This window comes from Prauserella salsuginis, from assembly GCF_024648885.1.
GTDB lineage: Bacteria > Actinomycetota > Actinomycetes > Mycobacteriales > Pseudonocardiaceae > Prauserella > Prauserella salsuginis.
In genome coordinates this window covers 1-23,595 of sequence record NZ_JANBBF010000015.1, presented here as the reverse complement: position 1 = coordinate 23,595, position 23,595 = coordinate 1, and the positions used below count along the sequence as shown (strand labels likewise).

Annotated in this window: 18 protein-coding genes and 1 rRNA gene; 12 read left to right on the top strand and 7 right to left on the bottom strand. The window is 70.1% G+C overall.

What is annotated here, in order from left to right; genetic code table 11:
• Position 1: 1 nt before the first annotated feature.
• Genes LY40_RS24185 through LY40_RS24160 form a run of 6 tightly spaced genes read left to right on the top strand, consistent with a single transcriptional unit; the run spans position 2 to position 8,015 of the window.
• Positions 2 to 3,019: an ATP-binding protein gene (locus LY40_RS24185; protein WP_258938257.1), complete on the top strand. Its 3,018-nt coding sequence runs from the start codon at positions 2 to 4 to the stop codon at positions 3,017 to 3,019.
• Positions 3,016 to 5,094 carry a magnesium transporter gene (locus LY40_RS24180; RefSeq protein ID WP_258938256.1) on the top strand — a complete coding sequence of 693 codons (2,079 nt, stop codon included), beginning with the start codon at positions 3,016 to 3,018 and terminating at the stop codon, positions 5,092 to 5,094. The genes LY40_RS24185 and LY40_RS24180 overlap by 4 nt, the downstream gene beginning before the upstream one ends.
• Positions 5,095 to 5,106: 12 nt before the next feature.
• Positions 5,107 to 5,724: a hypothetical protein gene (locus LY40_RS24175; RefSeq protein ID WP_258938255.1), complete on the top strand. Its 618-nt coding sequence runs from the start codon at positions 5,107 to 5,109 to the stop codon at positions 5,722 to 5,724.
• 3 nt (positions 5,725 to 5,727) lie between these two features.
• The gene (locus tag LY40_RS24170; RefSeq protein ID WP_183779084.1) at positions 5,728 to 6,729 is read left to right on the top strand and encodes a C40 family peptidase; all 1,002 of its coding nucleotides are present in this window, start codon (positions 5,728 to 5,730) and stop codon (positions 6,727 to 6,729) included.
• Positions 6,730 to 6,746: 17 nt separating this feature from the next.
• Positions 6,747 to 7,748: a hypothetical protein gene (locus LY40_RS24165; RefSeq protein WP_258938254.1), complete on the top strand. Its 1,002-nt coding sequence runs from the start codon at positions 6,747 to 6,749 to the stop codon at positions 7,746 to 7,748.
• Positions 7,749 to 7,772: 24 nt separating this feature from the next.
• Complete coding sequence (locus tag LY40_RS24160) at positions 7,773 to 8,015, top strand: hypothetical protein (RefSeq protein ID WP_258938253.1); 243 nt, start codon at positions 7,773 to 7,775, stop codon at positions 8,013 to 8,015.
• 13 nt (positions 8,016 to 8,028) lie between these two features.
• Here LY40_RS24160 and LY40_RS24155 read toward each other — a convergent pair whose 3' ends face one another.
• Positions 8,029 to 8,973 carry an ATP-binding protein gene (locus LY40_RS24155; protein ID WP_258938252.1) on the bottom strand — a complete coding sequence of 315 codons (945 nt, stop codon included), beginning with the start codon at positions 8,971 to 8,973 and terminating at the stop codon, positions 8,029 to 8,031.
• Between the two features lie 134 nt (positions 8,974 to 9,107).
• On the opposite strand from LY40_RS24155, the gene LY40_RS24150 reads away from it, so the two are divergent.
• Positions 9,108 to 9,902, top strand: a complete 795-nt coding sequence (locus LY40_RS24150) for a helical backbone metal receptor (RefSeq protein WP_258938251.1) — start codon at positions 9,108 to 9,110, stop codon at positions 9,900 to 9,902.
• A gap of 21 nt (positions 9,903 to 9,923) precedes the next feature.
• Here the strand turns inward: LY40_RS24150 and panB are convergent, their stop codons facing one another.
• Positions 9,924 to 10,823, bottom strand: coding sequence for a 3-methyl-2-oxobutanoate hydroxymethyltransferase (panB, locus tag LY40_RS24145; protein WP_183779072.1), 900 nt, complete (start codon positions 10,821 to 10,823; stop codon positions 9,924 to 9,926).
• Between the two features lie 221 nt (positions 10,824 to 11,044).
• Between panB and LY40_RS24140 the strand changes: the two genes are divergently transcribed.
• Positions 11,045 to 11,725, top strand: coding sequence for a DUF998 domain-containing protein (locus LY40_RS24140; protein ID WP_258938250.1), 681 nt, complete (start codon positions 11,045 to 11,047; stop codon positions 11,723 to 11,725).
• Between the two features lie 15 nt (positions 11,726 to 11,740).
• On the opposite strand, the gene LY40_RS24135 is transcribed toward LY40_RS24140, so the two are convergent.
• From LY40_RS24135 to secA2, 3 genes are read right to left on the bottom strand one after another with little or no spacing between them, the layout of a single operon-like run.
• Positions 11,741 to 12,352: a methylated-DNA--[protein]-cysteine S-methyltransferase gene (locus tag LY40_RS24135; protein ID WP_258938249.1), complete on the bottom strand. Its 612-nt coding sequence runs from the start codon at positions 12,350 to 12,352 to the stop codon at positions 11,741 to 11,743.
• Positions 12,353 to 12,356: 4 nt separating this feature from the next.
• Positions 12,357 to 14,075: an NAD+ synthase gene (locus LY40_RS24130; protein WP_258938248.1), complete on the bottom strand. Its 1,719-nt coding sequence runs from the start codon at positions 14,073 to 14,075 to the stop codon at positions 12,357 to 12,359.
• 55 nt (positions 14,076 to 14,130) lie between these two features.
• Positions 14,131 to 16,749: an accessory Sec system translocase SecA2 gene (gene secA2, locus LY40_RS24125; protein WP_258938351.1), complete on the bottom strand. Its 2,619-nt coding sequence runs from the start codon at positions 16,747 to 16,749 to the stop codon at positions 14,131 to 14,133.
• A 58-nt stretch (positions 16,750 to 16,807) separates the two neighbouring features.
• Here secA2 and LY40_RS24120 point away from each other — a divergent pair, with 58 nt between their 5' ends.
• Complete coding sequence (locus LY40_RS24120; RefSeq protein ID WP_372497782.1) at positions 16,808 to 18,367, top strand: alpha/beta hydrolase; 1,560 nt, start codon at positions 16,808 to 16,810, stop codon at positions 18,365 to 18,367.
• Between the two features lie 37 nt (positions 18,368 to 18,404).
• On the opposite strand, the gene LY40_RS24115 is transcribed toward LY40_RS24120, so the two are convergent.
• Both LY40_RS24115 and LY40_RS24110 read right to left on the bottom strand, forming a co-directional pair.
• Positions 18,405 to 19,181, bottom strand: coding sequence for an LppX_LprAFG lipoprotein (locus LY40_RS24115; RefSeq protein ID WP_258938247.1), 777 nt, complete (start codon positions 19,179 to 19,181; stop codon positions 18,405 to 18,407).
• A gap of 109 nt (positions 19,182 to 19,290) precedes the next feature.
• Entirely contained in the window at positions 19,291 to 20,295 is a 1,005-nt protein-coding gene (locus LY40_RS24110; protein WP_258938246.1) for a GlxA family transcriptional regulator, read from the bottom strand.
• A 75-nt stretch (positions 20,296 to 20,370) separates the two neighbouring features.
• On the opposite strand from LY40_RS24110, the gene LY40_RS24105 reads away from it, so the two are divergent.
• The 3 genes from LY40_RS24105 to LY40_RS24095 all read left to right on the top strand — a co-directional run.
• On the top strand, positions 20,371 to 21,666 hold the full coding sequence (locus LY40_RS24105; protein ID WP_258938245.1) for an MFS transporter: 1,296 nt from the start codon (positions 20,371 to 20,373) through the stop codon (positions 21,664 to 21,666).
• A gap of 24 nt (positions 21,667 to 21,690) precedes the next feature.
• A complete protein-coding gene (gene glnA / locus LY40_RS24100; RefSeq protein WP_183779055.1) occupies positions 21,691 to 23,034 on the top strand; it encodes a type I glutamate--ammonia ligase in 1,344 nt (447 codons plus the stop codon).
• A 387-nt stretch (positions 23,035 to 23,421) separates the two neighbouring features.
• A 16S ribosomal RNA gene (locus LY40_RS24095) occupies positions 23,422 to 23,595 on the top strand; the annotation flags it as partial.

Sequence of the window (23,595 nt, the reverse complement as noted above, 5' to 3'; positions counted from 1 at the left end):
CTTGTTCGGTCGCGACCGAAGCGGCACCAGCAGGAACGCCGCGAAACCGGCACCGTCGACGAAGACCGACGGCCGGGGCCGCAGACTGCCCGGTGAACAGGCGATCCCGACCTACACGCCGTCGATCGCCGCCCGCTCGATCGACGGACATCTGCTGCGCACGGGCAACGAGGTGTACGCCTGGTACCGGCTCGCGCCCCAACGCTGGTCGTTCCGGTCCGACTCCCAGCGACAGGACCTGATCGCGGCGATCGCGGGCCAGTACGCCGAGCTGCAGGGCCGGTGGATGCACCTGCGCGTCACCACCCGCCCGTACCCGATTCGCATGTGGGCCGAGGCGCACGTGCACAACGCCCACGACCGGCCCGCGGACGTGCCGGGTGCGCCGTCCTTCGACGACTACCTCGTCGGGGAGCAGCAGCAGCTGATGGGCCGGTCGATGGCGGAGAAGGAGGTCTACCTGGGGGTGCAGGTCCAGACCCGCCGCGTCATGGACCGCGCGGTCGAACGTGCCGCGCCGCTGCTGCGCAAGATCCTCCCCGAAGCCGTCGACGCCGAGCTGTCCGCCCTCGACTCCGAGGTCGAGCACCTCGACGGGGTGATCGGCTCGTCCGGCCTCGAAGGCAGGCCGGTCAGCGCCGACGAGATGTCCTGGCTGATGCACCGCTCGTGTTCGCTGGGGCTGCCCGCGCCGCGCACGATGCCCGCCGTGCCGACGTCGACCTGGGAGCCCGAGGACCTCGCCAGCTTCACCGACGCCGCCGACTTCCACGCCGATCCGTACGCGCCCACCGTCACGGTGCGCGGCCGTACCGGATCGAACGCCGGGGTGAAGCGTCACGTCGCCGTGCTGACGGTCGGCCAGATGCACGGCCTGCAGATCCCCGAGGTCGACGATCCGTGGGTGCAGCACGCCGACCGCCTGCCCGCGCCCGTGGAGTGGTCCGCGCGCATCTACGTGCGCAGGCCCGAAGAGGTGGCGGGCGAGCTGCAGCGGCAGATGAACAAGGTGCGCTCGCAGGTCAAGCACTACACCGACGAGCACGAACTCGAACCGCCGCAGTCGTTGGCCCGGCAGGCCTCGCGGGTGCTCGAGGTCGACGACGAGATGACGTCCGGCTTCACCGCCCTCGCCACGCGCGTGCGTTCGTGGTGGCGCATGTCGGTCTCGGGCAGCAGCGAACGCGAGGCCCTCAAGCTCGCGCAGCAGCTGCTGGACCTGTACAAGCCGAAGATCGCCATCGAACACCCTGAGGCGCAATATGCCCTGGCCAGGGAGTTCATCCCCGGTGAGGCGCTCGCCTCCGGGGCGTACCTGCGCCGCGGTTCGGTGGTCTGGGCCGCCGCGTCGGTGCCCACGGCTACGGCCGAGGTCGGCGACCGCCGCGGCATCCTGCTCGGCGAGACCTGCACCGCCACCCGCCGCCCCGTCGCGTGGGACCCGTGGATGGCGCAGGAGATCCGCGACGGCTCCGGGCTGACGTCGATCGTCGCCGGTCTCGGTGGCGGCAAGTCGTTCCTCGGCGGTGGCATCGTCTACAAGACGCTCCGCGCCGGCGCGCACTGGACCATTCTCGACCCGTCCGGTCCGCTGTCGCGGTTGTGCGAGCTGCCCGAGCTGCGTCCGTATGCGCGGCCGATCAACCTGCTCAACGCCCAGCCCGGCATCCTCAACCCGTATCGCGTCGTCGCCGAGCCGCAGCTCGAGCACTTCATGGATGAAGAGGACCCGGAACGCGCGTGGCGCAGGGAACGCGCCCTCGCCGGGGCGACGCGCAGGCGGCTCGTGCTGGACGTGCTCACCGGTGTGCTGCCTTACGACGTCGCACGCATGCCGCAGACCCGCATCGTGCTGCTGCGTGCGGTCCGCATGGTCGGCGGACGGCACGACGCCGATCCCGGCCAGGTCATCGACGCGCTGCGGCGTGACGCCAGCGAGCACCACGACCACGCCGTCGTCGTCGCCGACTTCCTCGACGAGCTGCGCGAACGCATGTCGCTGCTCATCCCGGAAGCCGACGCCGATCCGTACACCGACCAGCGGGACGACCGGCTGACCGTGCTCACCATGGCGGGGCTGACCCTGCCGAAGGAGGGCGTCGGCCGCGAGCACTGGACCGACGCCGAAGCGCTGGGCGTCGAGATGATGAACCTCGCCGCGTGGCTGACGGCGCGCTCGGTGTACGACAAGCCCAAGTCGGCGCGCAAGGGCGTGTGGATCGACGAGGCGTTCTTCCTGTCGGAGGTGCCGACGGGCCGGGTGCTGATGAACCGGTTCGCGCGTGACTCGCGTAAGTGGAACGTCCGAGTGCTGTTGTCCTCGCAGATCCCCGCGGACTTCCTGAAGATCCAGGGTTTCGTCGCGCTGCTGGACTCGGTGTTCGTCGGCAGGCTCGACGACGACGAGGCGCAGGCCGACGCGCTGCGCCTGCTCAAGGTGCCCGTGGGCGCGGGTTACGAGCAGGTCGTGTCCGCGCTCGGCCGCCGTCCCGGCGGGCAGCGCGAGGCCGAACGCGACCGTGAGCCGCGGCAGTTCATCTTCGGTGACGGTGCGGGCGGTGTGGAACGCATCCGTGTCGACTTCACCGGACCACACCTGCAGCAGCTGCGTGATGTCCTCGACACCACGCCGGGTGGGACTCCCGAACGGCCGGCGCAGCCGCCCGGTGCCGATACGCAGGCCGTCGAGAGCCGACCCGCCGACGGCGGTGAGGCGGACCGGACGGCGGAGCGGGCGCCGTCACGCTCGGCGCCGACGGAGCCGGTGCCGGCGTCGCCCGGCCGTGAGCCGGAGGAGGATCTCGAACTCGAGGCCGAGTTGGAGGTCGGGCTCACCGAGGACCAACTGCTGTCCGACACCGCGTTCGACGAGGGCGGCTTCGACGACAGCCGTTTCGACGAGGGCGGCTTCGACAAGGACGGCGTGGACGAGGGCGGCGACACCGGCGCCGACGGCGGGCAGGAGCCCGCCCGCGCCGGCGGCCGGGGCAAGAACGGCACCGGCAGGGACGCCGCATGATCACGATGACGGTGCTCGCCGCACTGGTGTGCGCGTGGGTGTGGCTGCGTGCGCGTCGCCGGCAACCGGGCCGCCCGCAGGTCGCCCGGCGCGGACCGGCGATGCTGGCCACGGTCGCGGTGCTGGTGTGCCAGGCGTTGCTCGCCTCGCCCGCGCAGGCGCAGACCGGTGGCTCCGGTTGTGAGGCGCCGAACCCGGAACGGCCCGGTTCCGGCATGGTCGGCGCGATCGACACCCCGGAGGGCAACGGCGAGGCCGGCAGCGCCTACGCCGACTACAGCTACGCCGGCATGGTCTGGCACGTCCACGACTGCGACAGCGGCGTGATGGGCGGCATGACCGACCCGAGCACGACCGTGGACACGTGGCTCGGAAACCAGCTGTTCAACGTCGCCAAGAACATCGTGGGGGCGACCAACGCGCTGCATTACGAGGTGCTCGACGGCGGTGTGCTCCAGCCGCTCACCGAGGCCGTCTCGCGGGGCGCGGAAGCGGTCTACAACAACGTCTACGCCCAGCTGTTCGGGCTCGCGGCGCTGCTGCTGGCGATCTTCCTGTTCCGCAACATCTGGCGCGGCGACCTCGCGACGGTGAGTAAGCGGGCGCTGTTCGCCATCGGCGGTCTGTGGCTGGCGGCCTCCTCGCTGGCCCTGCTGCAGTACCACGACGAGATCGACCACGCGATCGTCCAGACCACCACCAACATCCAGGCCGGTTTCGTCGACGAGGAACAGGACCGCGTCGTGCGGCACATCCTGCCGACCGAACTGCACGAGGAGGTCGTCTACGACAACTGGCTGCGCGGCACGTTCGGCAACGACCAGCAGGACGAGGAGGCCAAGGAGTACGGCCCCGACCTGCTCGACGCGCAGGCGTTCACGTGGGACCAGATGAGGGCGGGCGATGACGGCGACGAGAACGTCATCAACGAGAAGAAGGCCGAGTTCGAACGCATCGCAGGCGAGCTGCAGGCCTCGAGTGGCTACTTCAGTGGTGAGGACGGCTCGCGCGCGGGCACGGGCTTCCTGGCGATGTTGCAGAGTCTCGCGTATTCGCTGTTCCAGCTCGTCGCCAAGCTGGCCGTGCTGTTGGCGCAGATCCTCGTGCGGCTGTTCACGCTCACCGCGCCGCTGATCGGCCTGCTCGCGATCCTGCAGCACGACGTGCTGCGCAAGGTCGGCCGGGTCATCGGCGGCGTGGCGTTCAACCTGCTCGTGCTGTCGGTGCTCGCCGGTATCCACGCGCTGCTGCTGCAGGCGATCTTCGCCGCATCCGGAATGGACATGATCGTGCAGCTGGCGATCGCGGGCCTGGTGACGATCATGATGTTCGTCGTCGGCCGGCCGGCGCGGCGGCTGTGGCAGATGGTCGAGACATCGGTCAGCCTCGTGGGTTCCGCCGTGCCGAGCCAGGGTGGCGGGCTGTTCTCGCGCTTCCGTAAGAAGTCGTCCGAGCCGACCCCGCAGGACGAGTTCTGGCAGACCGTCAAGAACGACGACGAGGCCGAGGGTGGCGCGGCCACCCGCGGTGCCGGAGCCGCCGGTGCGGGCGGCCGGTTCCGTCCCGAGGCGACGATCGCCAGTGCCCAGCGGCTCGACGGGCCGCAGACCGGTGCCCATCCGGCATCGCACTGGCCGGGTGCGCGCCAGCAGGTCGGCGGGGCGAGCCCGGCGCTGCCCGCGGGCGGCGGCGCGGCACCGCCGGTGTTCAACACGGCCCCGCCGAGCCGTGGGTCGGGCGACCAGCAGCCGATGGTGGTGCCGAGCAGACGGGTCGACACGGCGCCGGTGACCGATCGCGGGATCGACCGCGCCGACGATCCGGATCCGTTCGTCGTGCCGTCGCGGATGAACCAGCCTGCGGGAGCGTTCGACACCGGGCGGACCGGTGGTCAGGGCGGTGCGCAGGCCGTGCCGACGCCCGCGCCTGCCGCACCGGCACCGGCCGCGCCGGAACCGCGGCGCGCCGACAGTGAACTGGTCGCGGGCAAACCCGTGTACGTGCTGTACCGGCCGTCGCGCGGGCTCGAAGTGCGCCCGGACGACGTTCGCGACACCGACCGTGCGGTGCGGTAGGGGCGAGCGGACATGCCGATTCGCACCAACCGCGGCCGCGCGGCGATCTACCGGCGCCTGTGGAGCTGGCCGATGCGGTCGCCGTCACATCTGGTCGGCACGATCATCCTGTTCGTGGCGCTGATCGTCGCGGCCGGCATCGTCGTGCCTCGCCTGGTTTCCGACGGACAGGCTTCCGGGGCGACCCGGCCCACGTCCGAATCCGGCAGCGCGCAGCCGGGCGAGCCCGGCGCGTCGAACGGTTCCGGCGATTCCGGCGGTTCCGGGCTGCCGCCGGTCACCCGCTTGACCGAGCCGCGTGAGACTCCCAGTGAGGCACCGGCGGCCCCGCAAGCGCTGCGCGTCGCCGAACAGTGGGCCACAGCGTGGGTCGACCACGACGACGACACGACCGCCGACGCGTGGCTCGACGGTCTGCGCCCGTACACCACCGCCGAGTTCCTGCCCGTGATGCGCAGCGTCGACCCGGCGAACATCCCGGCGACGAAGGTCGAGGGTAAGGCCGAGGCAGGCGAGTCCTATCCCCGTTCGGTCGAAGCGAGGATCGCCACCGACGGCCCGGACCTGTCCATCACCGTGATCAAGACCGAAGAGGGCTGGCGCGTCTCCGACTACAACCGGGTGGGCTAAGCCGTGCGCGGGGGATTGCTGTTCGGGTGTGTGATGGCGGCGGCACTCACGGTGGTGCTGGCGGTCGGGCTGATCACGGTCATCGACGGGTCCCGGCAGCAGGCCATGAGCGGCGACGTGACGGAACTGTCGTGTGATGCCGCCATCGGGCCGACCAGGCCGGGCCAGGCCGGCAACGGTGCGGCCGACGCCGAGTCCCTCGACGGTGAGCAGCGCGAGATCACATCGCTGATCATCAAGATCGGCAAGGAACGTGGCATGTCGCCCCGGGCGTGGCAGATCGCCATTCAGGCGGGCATGACCGAGTCGCGGCTGAAGAACCTGAACTACGGCGACCGCGACTCGCTGGGCATCTTCCAGATGCGCCCGTCGATGGGCTGGGGCACGCCCGAGCAGGTCACCAACCCGCCGTACCAGGTCAACAAGTTCTACGACGTCCTCGAAGACGTGCCCGGCTGGCAGCACATGCGCCCGGGCGAGGCGGCGCAGGCCGTCGAGCGGTCGGCGTTCCCCGACCGATACCACGAGTGGGAACCGATGGCGGTCCACCTCGTGCAGAACGTCGGGGAGATCCGCAACGCGAGCGGCTGCGGCGAAGCCCGCGGGGACGTCGTGCTGGCGTCGAACTCGTCGGTCCAGCAGGCGATCGACTTCGCGATGGGCGAGCGTGGCAAACCGTACGTCTGGGGTGCCACCGGGCCCGATTCGTACGATTGCTCCGGGCTCATGTTGCGTGCCTACGAGGCCGCAGGTATCACCATTCCACGGGTGTCGCGCGACCAGTACAAGGCGGGCTCGATGCTACCGGTGGAGCAGGCACAACCCGGTGACCTGCTGTTCTGGGCGTACGATACGGCCGACCCGAGCACCATTCACCACGTGGCGATGTACCTCGGGAACGGCAAGATGGTCGAGGCGCAGCAGAGCGGCGTCCCGGTGCACGTACGTGACGTGTCGTGGGACGAGGGTGAGCTCGTCCCGCAGGCCGTCCGGCCTGGTGTGTGAACGCAGGAGGGTGTCTCGTGGGCAAAAAGTGGGGTAAGCGCGGAAAGAACGCGGGCCGCGGCAGCGCGCAGATCGACCCGTTCGCGATGCAGGCACGTCCGCCGGCCCCGCGGCACGCGCCGCCCGCGTCGAGCACGCCGCTGTCGGACTACCTGCGACGGGAACAGCCCGGCGTCACCGACGGTTACGTCGTGCTGCCGCGCGCTCTCGTCGAGGACATGCCGTTGCCGTGGCAGCAACAGCTGGTGAACCTGCTCGCCCAGTTCCACGACGGCCACGCGCGACTGGACTGGCCCGCCTACCGGGTCGTTCCCTCGCGGCCCGAACGTCTCGTGGACCTCGACGAGGAGCAGCTCGCCGAGGCCGGCTACCTCGTCGAGATCGACTCCGAGGGCGAGATGGTCTACCGCGAACGCAGCGGCCGGAAGGTCGACGACCCCGATTCGGTGACCGTGCTCGTGTCCTGTTTGGATCCCGTGGTGCAGGGGAGTCGTCCCCGCACCGCGCCCGCCGTCCCCCAGCAGGGGAAGGCTGCGCCCATGAACATCGGCCCGCAACCGGTGTGGGAGACACCGCCGTCGGGTTTCGTCGCCCCGTCGGCGGGCACCGCCGCCGCACCCGGATCGACCCCACCCGGATCGGCTGGGCAGGGGTCGGCGCCCACGGCGGAATCCGGGACACCGACCCCGCCGTCCGGCACCGCCGTACCGGCGTCGCCGGCTGGGCAACCGCAGCCGGCCCAGCCGCCGCAGTCACCGCCGCAGCCGTCGCAGCCATCGCAGCAGGTTCCCCCGGCGGCGGGGCCTGTCACGGCGAGCGGCTCGTTCCCGGCGGTCCCGCCACCGGGCGCCGCACAACCGGATGCTGCACGGTCGGATGCCGCGCAGCGGGACTGGTTCGACGAGATGCCGGCCGACGGCGCCGGGGCGTCGGCTGCCGAGGGTGCCGACGGAGACGGGGCCGTGTTCGGACCGACCGGTGCCGAACCGACGGAGATTCCCTACCGCTTTCGCAGGTGACGAGGGTTGTGCCACGCTCGAGGCATGGGCTGGCGCAAGAAGGACCCGAATCCGCCGTCTGGCTGGTGGTACAACACCCGCACCGGAGAGATCGAGCACGGCGAAGTGTCGCGGTCGATCGACCTGCTCGGACCGTATCCGGATGAGGCCACCGCCCGGCAAGCCCTCGAGATCGCGCGGGCGCGCACCGAGGCCGCCGACGAAGCCGACGCCGAGTGGGACGCCGCCGACGACGACGGCAGCGGCAGCGACGGTGGCAGGAACTGACCGGTAGACCGGCCTACACGCGAGCCGGGGGAGCGGGCACGAAGTCCGGGTCGACCTGGTCGGCGAGTTCGGAACCGGCCCACGCCCGGACGTTGCGCAGGTGCAGTTCGACCGCCTGCGCCTGGTAGGCCTCCCAATCGCGTTCGACGGCGTCCACAGTGGAGCGCATGGTGTCGAGTACCGCGAGGTTGGCGGGCTCCAGCTCGCCGATCGGGCGGTGCCGGCCGCGTTCGGCGGAGCGAACGTGCCGCGACGTCGACAGCCAGCCGATCAGGTCGTCGCCCACTTCGTCACGCAGGAACGCGACGTCCTCGTCGTCGGCGACCTTGTTGCCCACGACGGCGAGGCGCACGTCGAACTCGCGCGCGTACTCGGTGTACTGGCGGTACACGCCGATACTGCGCATCGTCGGCTCGCACACGAGGAACGTGACGTCGAAGCGCGTGAACAGACCGGAGGCGAATGCGTCGGCGCCCGCGGTCATGTCGACGACCACGTACTCGCCCGCCTCGTCGACGAGATGGTTGAGCAGCAGCTCCGCGGCACCGGTCTTCGAGTGGTAGCAGGCGACGCCGAGGTCGTCATCGGTGAACCGGCCGGTGACGGCGACGCGCGCGCCGCTGATCTCGCGCATGCACGCGTCGGTGATCGGGTTGTCCTCGCGCGGGGTCATCAGCCGTGAGCCGCGCCCCGGCGGAGTGGTCTTGATCATGGCGTCGGCGTTGGGGATGCGGGGGTTCTCGCCCCGCAGGTAGTCCTTGATCAGCGTCAGGTTGTCGCCGAGGGTCGGCAGCGCGTCCGCCTCGTCCGGAGTCGCGCCGAGTGCGACGGCGAGGTGCTGGTTGATGTCGGCGTCGATGGCCAGCACCGGGGCGCCCGAACCGGCGAGATACGAGGTGAACAGGCCGCTGAGCGTCGTCTTGCCGCTGCCGCCTTTGCCCACGAACGCGACCTTCATGAAAACCCCCAAATGGATGTCATTTTCATCAGTGGCCGGCACGGTACCGAGGGGAGCGGTTACCCGATCGGGTCGGGGGTGGATGGACGTCGGGGGTGGATGGACGGATGGACACTGTGGGGCAACATGGCGCCATGACGACGTTCACCGACGACCTCGGCGCCGATGTGCCGTTGCCGGACCCGCCGCGACGGGTCGTCTCGCTCGTGCCGGCACTGACCGAGGCCGTCGAGTACACGACGCCGGGTCTGATCGTCGGCGCGACGGACTACTGCACGCACCCGCCGGACCTGGATGTCCCGCGGGTCGGTGGCTCGAAGTATCCGACGGCCGGCGCCGCTGCCGAACTGCGCCCCGACCTCGTACTCGCCAACGCCGAGGAGAACCGGCCACAGGACGTGCAGGCGCTCCGCGACGCCGGGATCCCGGTGTGGGTGATGGAGGCGCCCGCGACGGTGCCCGCCGCGCTCGCCTCGCTGCGGGCACTGTTGACGGGACCGCTCGCCGGCTGCGCCGGAACACCGGCCGATGGCGTTCCGGCGTGGCTGGCGGAGGCCGAACGGCTGTGGCTGACGGAACCCCGGCCGGTGCGGGCGCGTGCGGTCGTGCCGGTGTGGCGCAAGCCGTGGGTGGTGCTGGGTCGCGACACCTTCGGTGGTGACGTCCTGCGCAGGCTCGGTGTCGACCACGTCTACACCGGCGCCGACGAGCGTTACCCCCGGCCCAAGCTCGACCAGCTGCGGCAGCGGTTCGCCGACGGCGAGGCGGACCTGCTCGTACTGCCTGACGAACCGTGGGAGTTCACCGACGGCGACGGCCCCGACGCGTTCCCCGGCGTGCCGTACGTCCTCGTCTCCGGCCGGTACCTGACGTGGTACGGACCGTCCCTCGTGGCAGCCCACGGTGAACTCTCGGCCGTTCTCCCGTGAGTGCTCCTGGCGTGTGTCCCGCTAGTCGAACGTGTGCTCTGCGGCCGGGAACTGCCCGCCGCGGACGTCGGCGGCGAACTCCTGGGCGGCGCGGGTGAGCTCGCCCGCGACGTCGGCGTAGCGCTTGACGAACCGCGGCGCCCCGCCGGTCCGCAGCCCCGCCATGTCCTGCCACACGAGCACCTGTGCGTCGCACTCCGGGCCGGCGCCGATGCCGACGGTCGGGATCGCCAGCTTGCGGGTCACCTGCCGTGCGGCCTCCCCCGGCACCATTTCCATCACCACGGAGAACGCCCCGGCGTCCTGCAGCGCGAGCGCGTCCTCCAGCAGCTCGACACCTGCCTCGCCGCGGCCCTGCACCCGGTAGCCGCCGAGCGTGTGCTCCGACTGCGGCGTGAACCCGATGTGGCCCATCACCGGCACACCCGCTGCCGTGATCGCCTCGACGTGCGGGGCGAACCGGCGCCCGCCTTCCAGCTTGACGGCGTGGGCGCGGCCCTCCTTCATGAACCGCACCGCCGTGGCCACGGCCTGCTCGACCGACACCTGGTACGAGCCGAACGGCAGGTCGGCCACGACGAGCGCGTGGGTGGCCGCGCTCGAGACGGCCCGGACGAGCGGCAGCAGCTCCTCGACCGTGACCGGCAGCGACGTGTCGTAGCCGAAGACGTTGTTGGCTGCCGAGTCGCCGACGAGCAGTACCGGAATGCCCGCTTCGTCGAACAGCTTCGCCGTGTACATGTCGTAGGCCGTCAGCATCGGCCACGGCTGCCGGGCTTCCTTCCACTGCCGCAGATGGTGGATGCGCACCTTCTTCCGCTCGGGTGCGCGGCCGCCGTGATCGCCTGTCGGGCCGGCGGGGGAGCCGTACGGTGCGGGCTGCTGGTCGGCGGAGTCGCCGGGTGTTTCGGAAACGGACATCGTCGTCGACCGTCCTTCCCTCGAGGCCTGCGCGGCAGGTCCCCGGGTCGTGGATCGTTACCCATTGAGCGTGGCAGCACCGCCGACAGGCCAGGAAGCTCGGTGCGAGCAGCTTCACAGCCCCGGGGAGCACACATCACTGCCGCGTAGTGGGGTCATTACGCTGTGTGCGACACCATTTCGGGTTTCGGTTCGGCCGATAGCGTGATAGGTAGTTCGCTATGCTGCCGGAGCTCCGCGGTTCGACGACCCTCACCGCGGTGCGTAGAGCGGGGATATCCCTGCTGGTCATCGCCATCATCGGCCAGCTCGGCTGGTTGGCGGAGTTCGTGCTGCACACCCACATGTCCTCGTTGCGGACGGTGACGTCGGCCCTCGCGGTGCCCGGCCAGCCTCATGCGCCGCTGTTTCGCGCGGCGGAGCTGGTGGCCGGGGTTGCGCTGGTGCTGGCGGTGCCGCCGTTGCTGCGGATCACTCCGGTGCACAGCAGTGCCCGCGCCACGATGGTGCTGGTCGGCATGCTCGGTGTGCTGTATCTCGTCCGGGGTGTCTTCCCGCTGGAGTGCCGCGTCGTCGCGGGAGGCGGGTGCGCGCCCGACCCCGATCCGTCGCTGGGCGGCCAGCTCCACATCGCGGCGTCGATCCTGGTCAACGTGTTCTGCTCGGCAGGTCCGATCGCGCTGCTGCTCTGGTGGTACGGCCGGTGGACGATCGCACCGGCGATCGGCGTCGGCCTCGGCACGCTCGCGTGGCTACTGCTGGTGCTCGACGATTTCGTCGGCCCCGGCGAGTTCGCCGGTCTGGCTTCCCGCGGGCAGATGATCAGCGCGAGCATCGTGCTGGGCGCTGGGGTCGCCTACCTCCGCAAAACCGGAGGCGACCGCACCGCCCGCATGGCTTGAACCACCGGCGCCGGTTCAGAACAGCGTGGGCGGTGTGAGATGGACGCCTTCGGTCTCGAGAATGCGCTCCTTCGTCGCCAGCCCACCCGTCGCGGAGAAACCGCCCGGCTTGCCGCCGGCGGCGAGAATCCGGTGACACGGCACGATCGGGGCGAACGGATTCGCACCGAGCGCCTGCCCGACGGCCTGCGCCGCTCCCGGTTCCCCGAGTCGCCGTGCGAGCTCGCCGTACGTGGTGGTCGTGCCGCGCGGGATCGTGCGCGCGAGTTCGTACACCCGTGCGTGGAACGGCGGCACCGACCGCAGGTCCAGCGGAATTGTCGACAGGTCGACGTCCTTGCCGGCCAGCGACGCTCTCACCGCCTCGATCGCCTCGGCAACCCACGTCGGCAGCGAGGTGCGCGCATCGTCACCGGCCGGAGCGGTGCCGCCGTGCTCCGTGCTGTCGTGTTCGGTGGCGTCGTGTTCAATGGCGTCGGGAAACCGGGTCCGCAACCGTGTCCGCGTGCTCGCTGCGTCGGTCTCGGGCAGCTGGCTTCCCACGACGGCATCGGTCGGCTGCCGGGTCCAGGCGAGACCGCAGTGCCCGAGCGACGTCGGGAACACCGTGAAACCGCCGCCGCTCATGACGTCAGTGGGTCTCGCGCCAGCGGTTGGTCATCGGCAGCCTACGGTCGCGGCCGAACGCCTTGAACGTGATCTTCGTGCCCGGCGGATACTGCCTGCGCTTGTATTCGGCCCCGTCGACCATGCGCACCACGCGGTCGATCACCTCGGGGTCGAACCCGGCGGCGAGCAGGTCCGCGTAGCCGCGGTCCCCTTCGATGTAGTCGTCGAGCACGTCGTCGAGCAGCTCGTAGTCCGGCAGCGAGTCGGTGTCGACCTGGCCGGGACGCAGCTCGGCCGACGGCGGCTTCGAGATCGAGTTCTCCGGGATCGGAGGTGTCTGCCCGCGCTTGACGGCCTCGTCGTTGCGCCAGCGCGCGAGCGCCCACACGTGCGTCTTGAACACGTCCTTGATGGGAGCGAAGCCGCCCACCGCGTCGCCGTAGATCGTCGAGTAGCCGACGGCGAGTTCGGTCTTGTTGCCGGTGGCCAGCACCAGGTGTCCGTCCAGGTTGGACAGCGCCATGAGCAGCATGCCGCGCACCCGGGCCTGGATGTTCTCCTCGGCCAGGCCCTTCAACGACAGCTGGTCGACGTACACCTGCACCATGTCGGTCACCGGTTCGAGCCGGAAATGGCAGCCCAGCCGCTCGGCGAGATCGGCCGCGTCCGATTTGGAGTGGTCCGACGAGTACACCGACGGCATCGCCACGCCGTACACCTTGTCCGGCCCGAGCGCGTCCACGGCCAGTGCGGCGACCACGGCCGAGTCGATCCCGCCGGACAGGCCGAGGATCACCGAGCCGAACCCGTTCTTGCCGACGTAGTCGCGCAGTCCGAGCACGAGCGCGGACCAGACCTCCGCCTCGTCCGGCAGCGGTTCGCCGATCGCCGGACCGCCCAGCGGCTCGCGCGGGGGCGCCTGGCCGTCACTCAGCGTCCGCCGGTGCACGGTGAGCCCTGCGAACTCGCCGTCGGCGGTGTGGCCGCCCGGCTGCACCTCGACGTCGGTGACGAGCAGCTGCTCGGTGAACTGCCCGGCACGCGCCAGTAGCGTGCCGTCGGTGCCCACGACGATCGAATCGCCGTCGAACACGAGATCGTCCTGCCCCCCGACGCAGTTGGTGTAGACCACTGGTGCGCCGGCTTCGCGGGCCCGCGAAGCGACCAGCGGCAGTCGCACGTCGTCCTTGGCGCGTTCGTACGGCGACGCGTTCGGCGACACAACCAGGTCCACCCCTGCTTCGCCGAGCGCCGCGACCGGGCCGCCGTCCTGCCACAGGTCCTCGCAGACGACCATGCCCACGTCGACCCCGTGGAGGCGCACGACGTCGAGCTCGGTGCCCGGCTTGAAGTTGCGGCGTTCGTCGAACACCCCGTAGTTCGGCAGGTGGTGCTTGTACTGCCTCGCCACGACCCGGCCGCCGAGCAGGGCGACGACGGCGTTCCGCGGACCGGCTTCGTCCTGGTCGAGGTAGCCGACGTACGTCAGCAGGTCGCCGCAGCCGGCGTCGGCCAGCCGCTGTGCGACCACATCGACCTGTTCGCGGCACGCGCGCGCGAACGTCTCCCGCAACGCCAGGTCCTCCACCGGATAGCCGGTGAGCGTCATCTCCGGGAACACGACGACGTGCGCTCCGGATTCGGCGGCTTCGCGGGTGCGCTCGACGATCAGGTCGGTGTTCCCGGCCAGGTCGCCGACGGTCGTGTTGATCTGGGCCAGTGCGATGCGCAGGTGCGGCATACCGTCATTGTCGCGCACCCGCGCAGCGCTCCGCGCGTGAGATCGGGTTCGCCCGTCAGCTGCGCTTCTTGCGCAGCATCCCGCGCACCTTCTTCAACGCCTGCTCGGCGTCCGAGTCGAACGGGTTGTCCTGCACCAGGTACGTCCACGTCGATGTCGGCCTGCGCACGCCCGCCGCCGCGAGGTCGACGCCGTCGGACGTGATCTCCGCCGACGCGAGGGTCTCCGCCGACCGCGACTCCACTCTGCCGCGGATCTTGTGGAACTCCGGGATCGCGACCCGGTGGAACTCGTCCAACGGCTGCTCCCTCGCCATCGCCCGCAGATGGATCGTCTCCCGCACGTTGTTGAGGAACGCCAGGTGATCGGCCCACAGCTGATCCATGTGGAACAGCATGATGCGGCGGCACACGGTCGTGAGCTCCTCCTCGCCGAGCTTGTCGGCCAGCTCGGCGAGACGCGCCTCGTCGAGCTGCTTCGCATCGGCTTCCGCGGCGTCCCCGGCATCGTCCGTGGCGGCGTCCGGGGCCGCGGCATCGTCGGAGGCCGTGTCGCCCTCCGTCTCGTCGTCGGATACCGCGTCGGCCTCCGCTGCCGCGTCGTCGGATGCCGCGTCGTCGGCGGTCGAGGTGTCCACCTCCGCGTCGTCGGCGGACTTCCTCTTCTCCTTGTGCTTCTTCGTCTCGCCGGTGGCCTTGTCCTCACGTGCGGCGTCCTCACGTGCGGCGTCCTCACGTGCGGCGTCCTCACGTGCGGACGCGAGCTCGGCGAGGACCTTCTTGGCGGCGTCGGTGCGCAGCACCTCGTCGCGCCATTTCAGCAGCTCGGAGCGCTGGTGCTCGATCAACCGGGTGTAGCGCCACGTGTTGCGGTGGATCTCCAGGTCGACGCCTTCGGCGACGCGCTGGGCATGGTTGATCTGCCGGTGCGCGGCATTGTCGGTGACCTCGCCGGTCTCGGGGTCGGCGTCGATCCCGTCCGGCACGTCCGGTGCGTGGCCGAGCACGAGTTCGTCGTTGAGGCTGGCGAAGAACACCGAGCTGCCCGGGTCACCCTGCCTGCCCGCGCGGCCGCGGAGCTGGTCGTCGAGCCGGCTGCTCGGATAGCGCGCCGTGCCGATGACGTGCAGGCCGCCCAACTCGGCGACGCGTTCCCGGTCGGAGCCGTCGGCGCCGCCCAGCCGGATGTCGGTGCCGCGGCCCGCCATCTGGGTCGACACGGTGATCCGCTCGTAGGTGCCTGCCTCGGCGATGATGGCCGCTTCCTCGGCGTCGTTGCGCGCGTTGAGCACGACGCAGGGCAGCCCCGCCTTCTCGAGTTTCTCGGCGAGTTCCTCGGACTCGGCGACGTCCTGCGTACCGACGAGGATCGGCCGCCCGGTGGCGTGCACCTCCTCGATCTCGGACACGATCGCGCGCAGCTTGTTGTTCGGCGCCGCGTAGATCCGGTCCGTGGTGTCCTCGCGCACGTTCGGCGTGTTCGGCGGGATCACCGCGACCTCGAGTTCGTAGAACTCCCGCAGCTGTTCGGCGACGGCCACGGCCGTGCCCGTCATACCCGCCACCTGCGGATACCGCGCGACGAGCGCCTGCACCGTGATCGAGTCGAGGATCTCGCCCCGGTCGGACGCCGGCAGCTGTTCCTTGGCCTCGACCGCAGCCTGCAGCCCGTCCGGCCAGCGTTGCAGTTCGGCGACGCGGCCGCGGGAGGCGTTGATCAGCTGGACCTTGCCGTCGCGCACCAGGTAGTCGACGTCCCGGGTGAGCAGCGCGTGCGCATGCAGCGCCACGTTGACGGCGGCGAGGCGGTCGGCCCCGTCCTCGGCGTACAGGTCGATGCCGCCGAGGGACTTCTCCACCACGGAGGCGCCCGCCGTCGTCAGCCACGCGTTGCGGCCGTCGGGGTCGGTCTCGTAGTGCAGCCCGACACGCAGCCTGCGGACGATGTTGGCGACCTCAAGGTCAGCCACTCCCGCGTCGACCGAACCGGCCATCACCAGCGGCACGCGCGCCTCGTCGACGAGCACCGAGTCGGCCTCGTCGACGATCGCCACCTCCGGCTCGGCCTGCGCGAGCTCACCCGCGTCGGTCACGAGGCGGTCGCGCAGCACGTCGAAGCCGATCTCGCTGACCGCTCCGTAGCAGATCTCCGCGCCGTACGCGGCCCGCCGATCCGACGTCTCCAACGACGGCTCGACCCAGGCGACGGACACGCCGAGCAGGTCGTAGACGGGCCGCATCCACTCGGCGTCACGGCGAGCCAGGTAGTCGTTGACGGAGATGACGTGCACCCGCTTGCCCTGCAGCGCGTAGCCGGCTGCAGCCAGCGCACCGGCGAGCGTCTTGCCCTCACCGGTCTGCATCTGCACGACATGCCCGGTCAGCAGCCCCATCGTGCCCAGCAGCTGGACGTCGAACGCCCGCTCGCCCAGACCGCGGCGCGCGGCCTCCCTGCCGAGTGCGCACACCTCGATGAGTTGCCGGTCACTGAAAGTCCCGGTGGCGGACAGGTCGTCGCCCAGTTCGGTGGCGGCGGCGGTCAGTTCGCTGTCGTCGAGCTTCTCCAGTTCCGGCTCACGCTTCTCGATCCGCGGCAGCAACGCCTCGTACCGCGTCAGCTCCACGCTCGCCGGACGCTGGATGATCCTGCGCAACCGCTTGCTCACCCGGCTCATCAACGCCACGCGTGGTCTCCCATCTCGCTCCTCGTGCTGCGATGGCACGATCACTTCCGTGCCTTCTGTCGAACGCTACCTGGCCCTCGCCACCTGTGTACTCGCCTTGGGCGGGCTGACGACCGCCTGCTCTTCCGATCAGCCCGAGCAGAAGGGCCCGGTCGGACCGGTGCCCCAGGGCCTGGATCGGTTCTACGGGCAGGCGCTCGACTGGGGTGAATGCGAGCCGTACGCCACCTCCGAGATGGCGCGTTCGTCGTTCGGCGCGGAAGGGCTCGAGTGCGCGCGGCTGACCGTGCCGCTGGACTACGACGAGCCCGACGGCCCGGAGATCGAGCTCGGCCTGCTGCGGCACCGGGCGACGGGTGACGACCGGATCGGCTCGCTCGTCGTCAACCCGGGTGGGCCCGGCGCTTCGGGAATGCTGAGCGCGGCGTCGATGGCGGGCCCGACGGCGGACACGGAGATCGGCCAGCGGTTCGACCTCGTCGGCTTCGATCCGCGCGGCGTCGGTGCGAGCGAACCCGCGCTCGAGTGCCTCACCGACAACGAACGCGACGCCGACCGCGCGGACGATGTCGAATACGACGGCAGCAGGCAAGGGGTGCGGGCGACCGAAGAGGAGGAACGCCGGTTCGCCGCCAAGTGCGCGGAGCGCACGGAGCACGGTGAGGACATGCTCGCCCACCTGGGCACCCGCGACGTCGTCCAGGACATGGATGTGCTGCGGTCGGTGCTCGGCGACCGCAAGCTCAACTACGTCGGCTATTCGTACGGCACGCGCATCGGCTACACCTACGCCGAACGGTTCCCTCGCAACGTCCGGTCGCTCGTGCTCGACGGTGCTCTCGACCCCGAACAGGACTCCGTGGAGTCGCTCGTGTCCCAGGGCGAGGGGTTCGGCAAGTCGTTCGAGGAGTTCGCCGCGTGGTGCCAGGAGCGGTCCGGCTGCCCGTTGACCGGCGACCCGACGAAGGCCTACCAGGACCTGGTGCGCCCACTGCTCGACGACCCCGTCGACGTCGGCGGCCGCGTACTGTCCTACGACGACGCCACGACGGGCACCATCCAGGCGCTGTATTCGGAGCGCATGTGGCCGCAGCTGAAGTCCGGTCTCGCCGAGCTGTCGCAGGGCAGCGGTTCGACCCTGATGGCGTTGGCCGACATGTACAACGAGCGTGACTCGTCCGGTAACTACGCCAACACGCAGGACGCGTTCGTCGCGATCCGCTGCGTCGACGACCCGCCGGTGGAGGACAGGGAGAAGATCCGGGACGCGCAGCGGCGGTACGCCGAGGTGGCGCCGTTCCTCGACCCGGGAACCCGCCCGTCGGCGGCCCGCGACGCCTGTGCGTTCTGGCCCGTGGACAGCACGTCCGAACCGCACCTGCCCGATGTCGACGGCGTGCCGCCCGCGTTGGTGGTGTCGACGACCAACGACCCCGCGACGCCGTACCGGGCGGGAGTGCAACTGGCGAAGGCCCTCGACGGGAGGCTGCTCACGTTCGAGGGCAATCAGCACACGGTGTTCCTGCAGGGCAACCAATGCGTGGACGGGGCGGGTGCGCGCTACCTGATCGACGGCACGCTGCCGCAGGAGGGCAAGCGCTGCGGATGATCGGCGCGGGCGGCAAGGGGCTGCGCCGGCGGCCGCGTCAGCTGCTCGGCGCCGGCGCCGAGCTGGAGACCTCGATCGGCTGGTTGTGTTCGCTCAGCCCGAGTTCGATCATCGTGGCGCCCTCGTTCTGCTTCCGCGGCGGCACCTGCAGCCAGACGCGTAACAGCGTGCGCTCGGGGTTGTCCGTGACCCAGAACTTGACCGCGACGTCGTCGGGTACCCCTGGCAGAAGTTCCGAGATGTCGGCCTGGGGGAGAGTGCCGCTGACGCGATAGGTCGGCACGTCGCCGATGTCCTCGCGGCTCTCGGTGCTCAGTTCGGTCGCGTCGCCGAGTAGATCGTGCAGGCCGCCGTCGCCGGCGAGCAGGTTCGCGGGGGTGAACCGTTCCGGTACGACGGAGGTCGTCATCACGTCGTCGGAGTCGGTCAGTGTGACGGTCGTGTCGCGGGCGGCTTCGGCGCTGCTGCCCTCGGGGACCGCCGACGTGGCCGAACCGCCGGAGGAGGACGCGCCCTCCCGATGGCCGAGTTCGTACTCGTACTGCACGCGTTCGGTGGGCAGCTGCATGTCGACCTCGCCCTTCGACCAGCCGGAGCGGGTGGCCACGCCTTCGATCGACCGGATCGGAAAGCCGGGCAGTGCTCCCTGGGTGCGCAGGTCGAAACGGACGCTGGTGACGTCGCGCAGCGCGGCCGAGGCGTCGCGGACCAGCGAAGCGCCTGGCGGCTCGCTCTCGGGTGCCTCGGGTGAGGAGGTGCACCCGGCAACGAGCGTGAGCACAGCTGCGGTGACGACCAGAATCCGCCGGGACATGCCTGAGGACTTTACTGCCGGGCGAAGCCCGTCGGGTTGGGCGGTGGCGGGTGAGGGGTCGGCCGTACTGCGGGCAGGAGGCTGTCGGATGGCGTGGTGACGGGCCGGGTCACCGGGTGTGGGCCGGTTCGTCGGGATGGGTTCCTGCGGCGTCGGCCTGTGCTGCGAAGGTGCGCCGGTAGGCGAGCGGGGAGACGCCGATGGCGGTGCGGAGGTGTTTGCGCAGCGATGCGGCGGTGCCGAGGCCCGATTCGGCGGCGACCCGGTCGACGGGCAGATCGGTGACCTCGAGCAGGTGCCTGGCGTGCAGGACGCGCTGGCGGGTCAGCCACGTGTGCGGCGGCAGGCCGGTTTCGTCGCGGAACCGGCGGTTGAAGGTGCGCATGCTCATCCGCGCGTGTGCTGCGAGCGCGGCCAGGTCGAGGGGTTCGCCGAGCCGTTCCAGCGCCCATGCCCTGGTGGGTGCGGTGCTGCCGGTGACTGCGTCGGTGAAGGGGCGGTCGATGTACTGCGACTGGCCGCCGTCGCGCCAGGGCGGGACGACGCAGTAGCGGGCGGCACGGTTGGCGACGTCGCTGCCGTGGTCGGAGCGGACGACGTGCAGGCACAGGTCGACGCCCGCGGCGAGGCCTGCGGAGGTGAGCACGTCGCCGTCGTCGACGAACAGCACGTTCTCGTCGAGGCACACCTCGGGGTAGAGCGTGCGGAGCCGGTCGGCGTGCGCCCAGTGTGTGGTGGCGGGGCGGCCGTTCAGGAGGCCTGCGGCGGCGAGGACGAACGCGCCGGTGCAGATCGACATGACCCGGGCGGAGGCGGGGATGCGGGCGAGTGCCGTGGTGACGTCGTCGGGAAGTGACCCGTCGCGGCGCGGGCCCGGTAGCCGGGTGCCGGGCACGATCACGGTGTCGGCGTCGTCGAGTGCTTCGGGGCCGTGGTCGAGCAGCGCGGAGTAGCCGGAGGACACCCGCACCGGTCGGTCGTCGACCCCGCAGACACGCACGTCGTACAGCGGCCGCCCGCCCTGTTCGGCGCACGCGAAGATCTGCGGCGGAATCTGCATGTCGTAGCCGACGACCTCGCCGACGGCGAGGACCACCACCCGGTGCACACCCATGGCAAGATCCTCGCACATATTGGCATTCGTGCCACTCGTCGCGGCGGCAGCGGTTGATCATCCTCGAATGTCGTGATGACGTTGCGTACTTCCCGGCGGTCGGCTGTCCGGCCGCGGTTGCACTGGGCATGGCTCGTCGCCGCGGCGGCGTTCGTGGCGCTGCTGGCGGCGGGCGCGTTCCGTGCTGCGCCCGGCGTGCTGATCGACCCGCTGCACGCCGAGTTCGGCTGGTCGCGCGGCACGATCTCGCTCGCCGTGTCGGTGAACCTGCTGCTCTACGGTCTGATCGCACCCTTCGCGGCTGCGCTGATGGAGCGACTGGGCATGCGGCGGGTCGTCGCGGGCGCACTGGTGCTGGTCGCGGCGGGCAGCGGGCTGACGGTCCTGATGACCGCGAGCTGGCAGCTGCTGTTGTGCTGGGGTGTGCTCGTCGGGGCGGGCACCGGATCCATGGCGCTGACGTTCGTCGCCACCGTGACCGGTCGCTGGTTCGTCACCCACCGGGGCCTGGTCAGCGGCATCCTGACGGCGGCGAGTGCGGCGGGCCAGTTGGTCTTCCTGCCGCTGGTCGCCGGGCTCGCGACGGGACACGGCTGGCGGTGGGCGTCGTTGCTGATCGCGGCGGCCGCGCTGGGGGTCGTGCCGGTGGTGCTGCTGTGCCTGCGGGAACAGCCACGCGACGTCGGCACCGTGGCCTACGGCGCGTCCGGCACCGAAGACATGGGGGACACGGCCGCGCCGCCGGCGGGTGGCAGCGCCGCCCACGCGCTGCGCACCCTGCGCGGTGCGATGCGGACACCCGCGTTCTGGCTGCTGGCGGGCGGTTTCGCCATCTGCGGGGCGTCGACCAACGGACTGATCGGTACGCACTTCGTCCCGGCCGCGCACGACCACGGTATGCCGGCGACGGCCGCCGCGGGCCTGCTCGCGGTGGTGGGGATCTTCGACGTCGTGGGCACGGTCTTCTCCGGGTGGCTCACCGACCGCGTCGATCCCCGCGTGCTGCTCGCCGTCTACTACGTGCTGCGCGGCCTGTCGCTGGCGATCCTGCCGCAGTTGTTCGCACCGACGACCGAACCGCCGATGTGGGCGTTCATCGTCTTCTACGGATTGGACTGGGTCGCCACCGTCCCGCCGACCGTGGCGCTGTGCCGCGAACGGTTCGGGAACGCGGGGCCGATCGTCTTCGGCTGGGTGTTCGCGTCCCACCAGATCGGAGCGGCTCTGGCGGCGTTCGGTGCGGGGTTCGTACGCGACCAGCTGGGCTCCTACGACCTCGCCTGGTACGTCGCAGGCGGGTTGTGCGCGGTGGCGGCCGTGATGTCCGCGAACATCCGCCGAACCGGCGTGACCCACGAAACATTGCGTTAACACAGTGCGCATAGGGTCACGCCCATGGATCGTCAGCAGGAGTTCGTGCTGCGCACGCTCGAAGAACGCGACATCCGCTTCGTGCGGCTCTGGTTCACCGACGTACTGGGCTTCCTGAAGTCGGTGGCGATCGCCCCCGCGGAACTGGAAGGCGCGTTCTCCGAGGGGATCGGGTTCGACGGCTCCGCCATCGAGGGCTTCGCGCGCGTCTACGAGTCGGACATGATCGCCAAGCCGGACCCGTCGACGTTCCAGGTGCTGCCGTGGGAGCAGGCCGACGGCGGGCACTACTCGGCGCGGATGTTCTGCGACATCGCGATGCCCGACGCCTCGCCGTCGTGGGCCGATCCTCGGCACGTGCTGCGCCGTCAGCTGTCGAAGGCGGGCGAGGCCGGCTTCACCTGTTACGTCCACCCGGAGATCGAGTTCTATCTCCTCCAGGATCTGCCTGAGGACGGCAAGGAACCGGTGCCCGCCGACAACGGCGGCTACTTCGACCAGGCCAGCCACGCGACGGCGACGCACTTCCGGCGGCACGCCATCGAGGCGCTCGAGGCGATGGGCATCTCGGTGGAGTTCAGCCACCACGAGGGCGCACCGGGGCAGCAGGAGATCGACCTGCGGTACGCCGACGCGCTGACCATGGCCGACAACGTCATGACGTTCCGGTATGTGGTCAAGGAGGTCGCGCTGACCCAGGGCGTGCGCGCGACGTTCATGCCGAAGCCGTTCACGGCTCACCCGGGCTCCGGGATGCACACCCACGTGTCGCTGTTCGAGGGCGACCGTAATGCCTTCTACGACCCCGAGGACCCGTACGAGCTGTCGGAGACCGGCAAGGCCTTCGTCGCCGGGCTGCTCTACCACGCGAGGGAGATCTCGGCGGTCACGAACCAGTGGGTGAACTCGTACAAGCGGCTGATCGTCGGCGGTGAGGCTCCGACGGCCGTGTCGTGGGGCAGGGCCAACCGGTCCGCACTCGTGCGGGTGCCGATGTACTCGCCGGGGAAGGCGTCGTCGCGGCGCGTCGAGATCCGTTCGCTCGACTCGGCGTGCAATCCGTATCTGGCGTACTCGGTGATCCTGGCTGCAGGCCTGCGTGGCGTAGAGAAGGGCTACGAGCTCCCGCCGGCGGCGGAGGACGACATCTGGGCGCTGTCCGAGGTCGAGCGGAAGGCGGCCGGCTACAAGCAGCTGCCGCAGAACCTGGGCGAGGCGTTGGCGGAGATGGAGAACTCGGAGCTGTTGCCCGAGGCGTTGGGCGAGCACGTCTTCGACTTCTTCCTCCGGAACAAGCGGACCGAGTGGAACAACTACCGGAGCTCGGTGACGCCGTACGAGCTCCGGACCCTGCTCCCTGTGCTCTGACCTGCGGTTTTACGTAAAGGGGACCCCCCTGTTTCAGGGGGTTTCGCGGACGTGTAATGTTCTCTTCGTCGCCAGGGAGCGGACGGGACGAGGCGGAGGTTGACTCCGCGAGACGGACCGGGTAAGCTTCTTGGTCGGCCCTCAAGGGGGCGACAACCACTAGCAACGAATCTCCACGAGATAAGTTCCTGTGGTGGGTGGCGCTCTCGAGGCGAATAACCAACTGCGTGTTGTTTGAGAACTCAACAGTGTGTTTGTGAGCTTTGTTTTGTTGCTTTGTGCCCCTTTTTTTGGGGTTTCTTTGAGCTAGCGCAGGGCCATGGTTGATCACGGTTTGTGGTTGGTTGTGGTTGTGTGTTTTTTGCTTGGATTTGATTTTTCAATGCATTGTTGGAGAGTTTGATCCTGGCTCAGGACGAACGCTGGCGGCGTGCTTAACACATGCAAGTCGTACGCTGAAGCCCGCGCTTGCGTGGGTGGATGAGTGGCGAACGGGTGAGTAACACGTGGGTAATCTGCCTTGTACTCTGGGATAAGCCCGGGAAACTGGGTCTAATACCG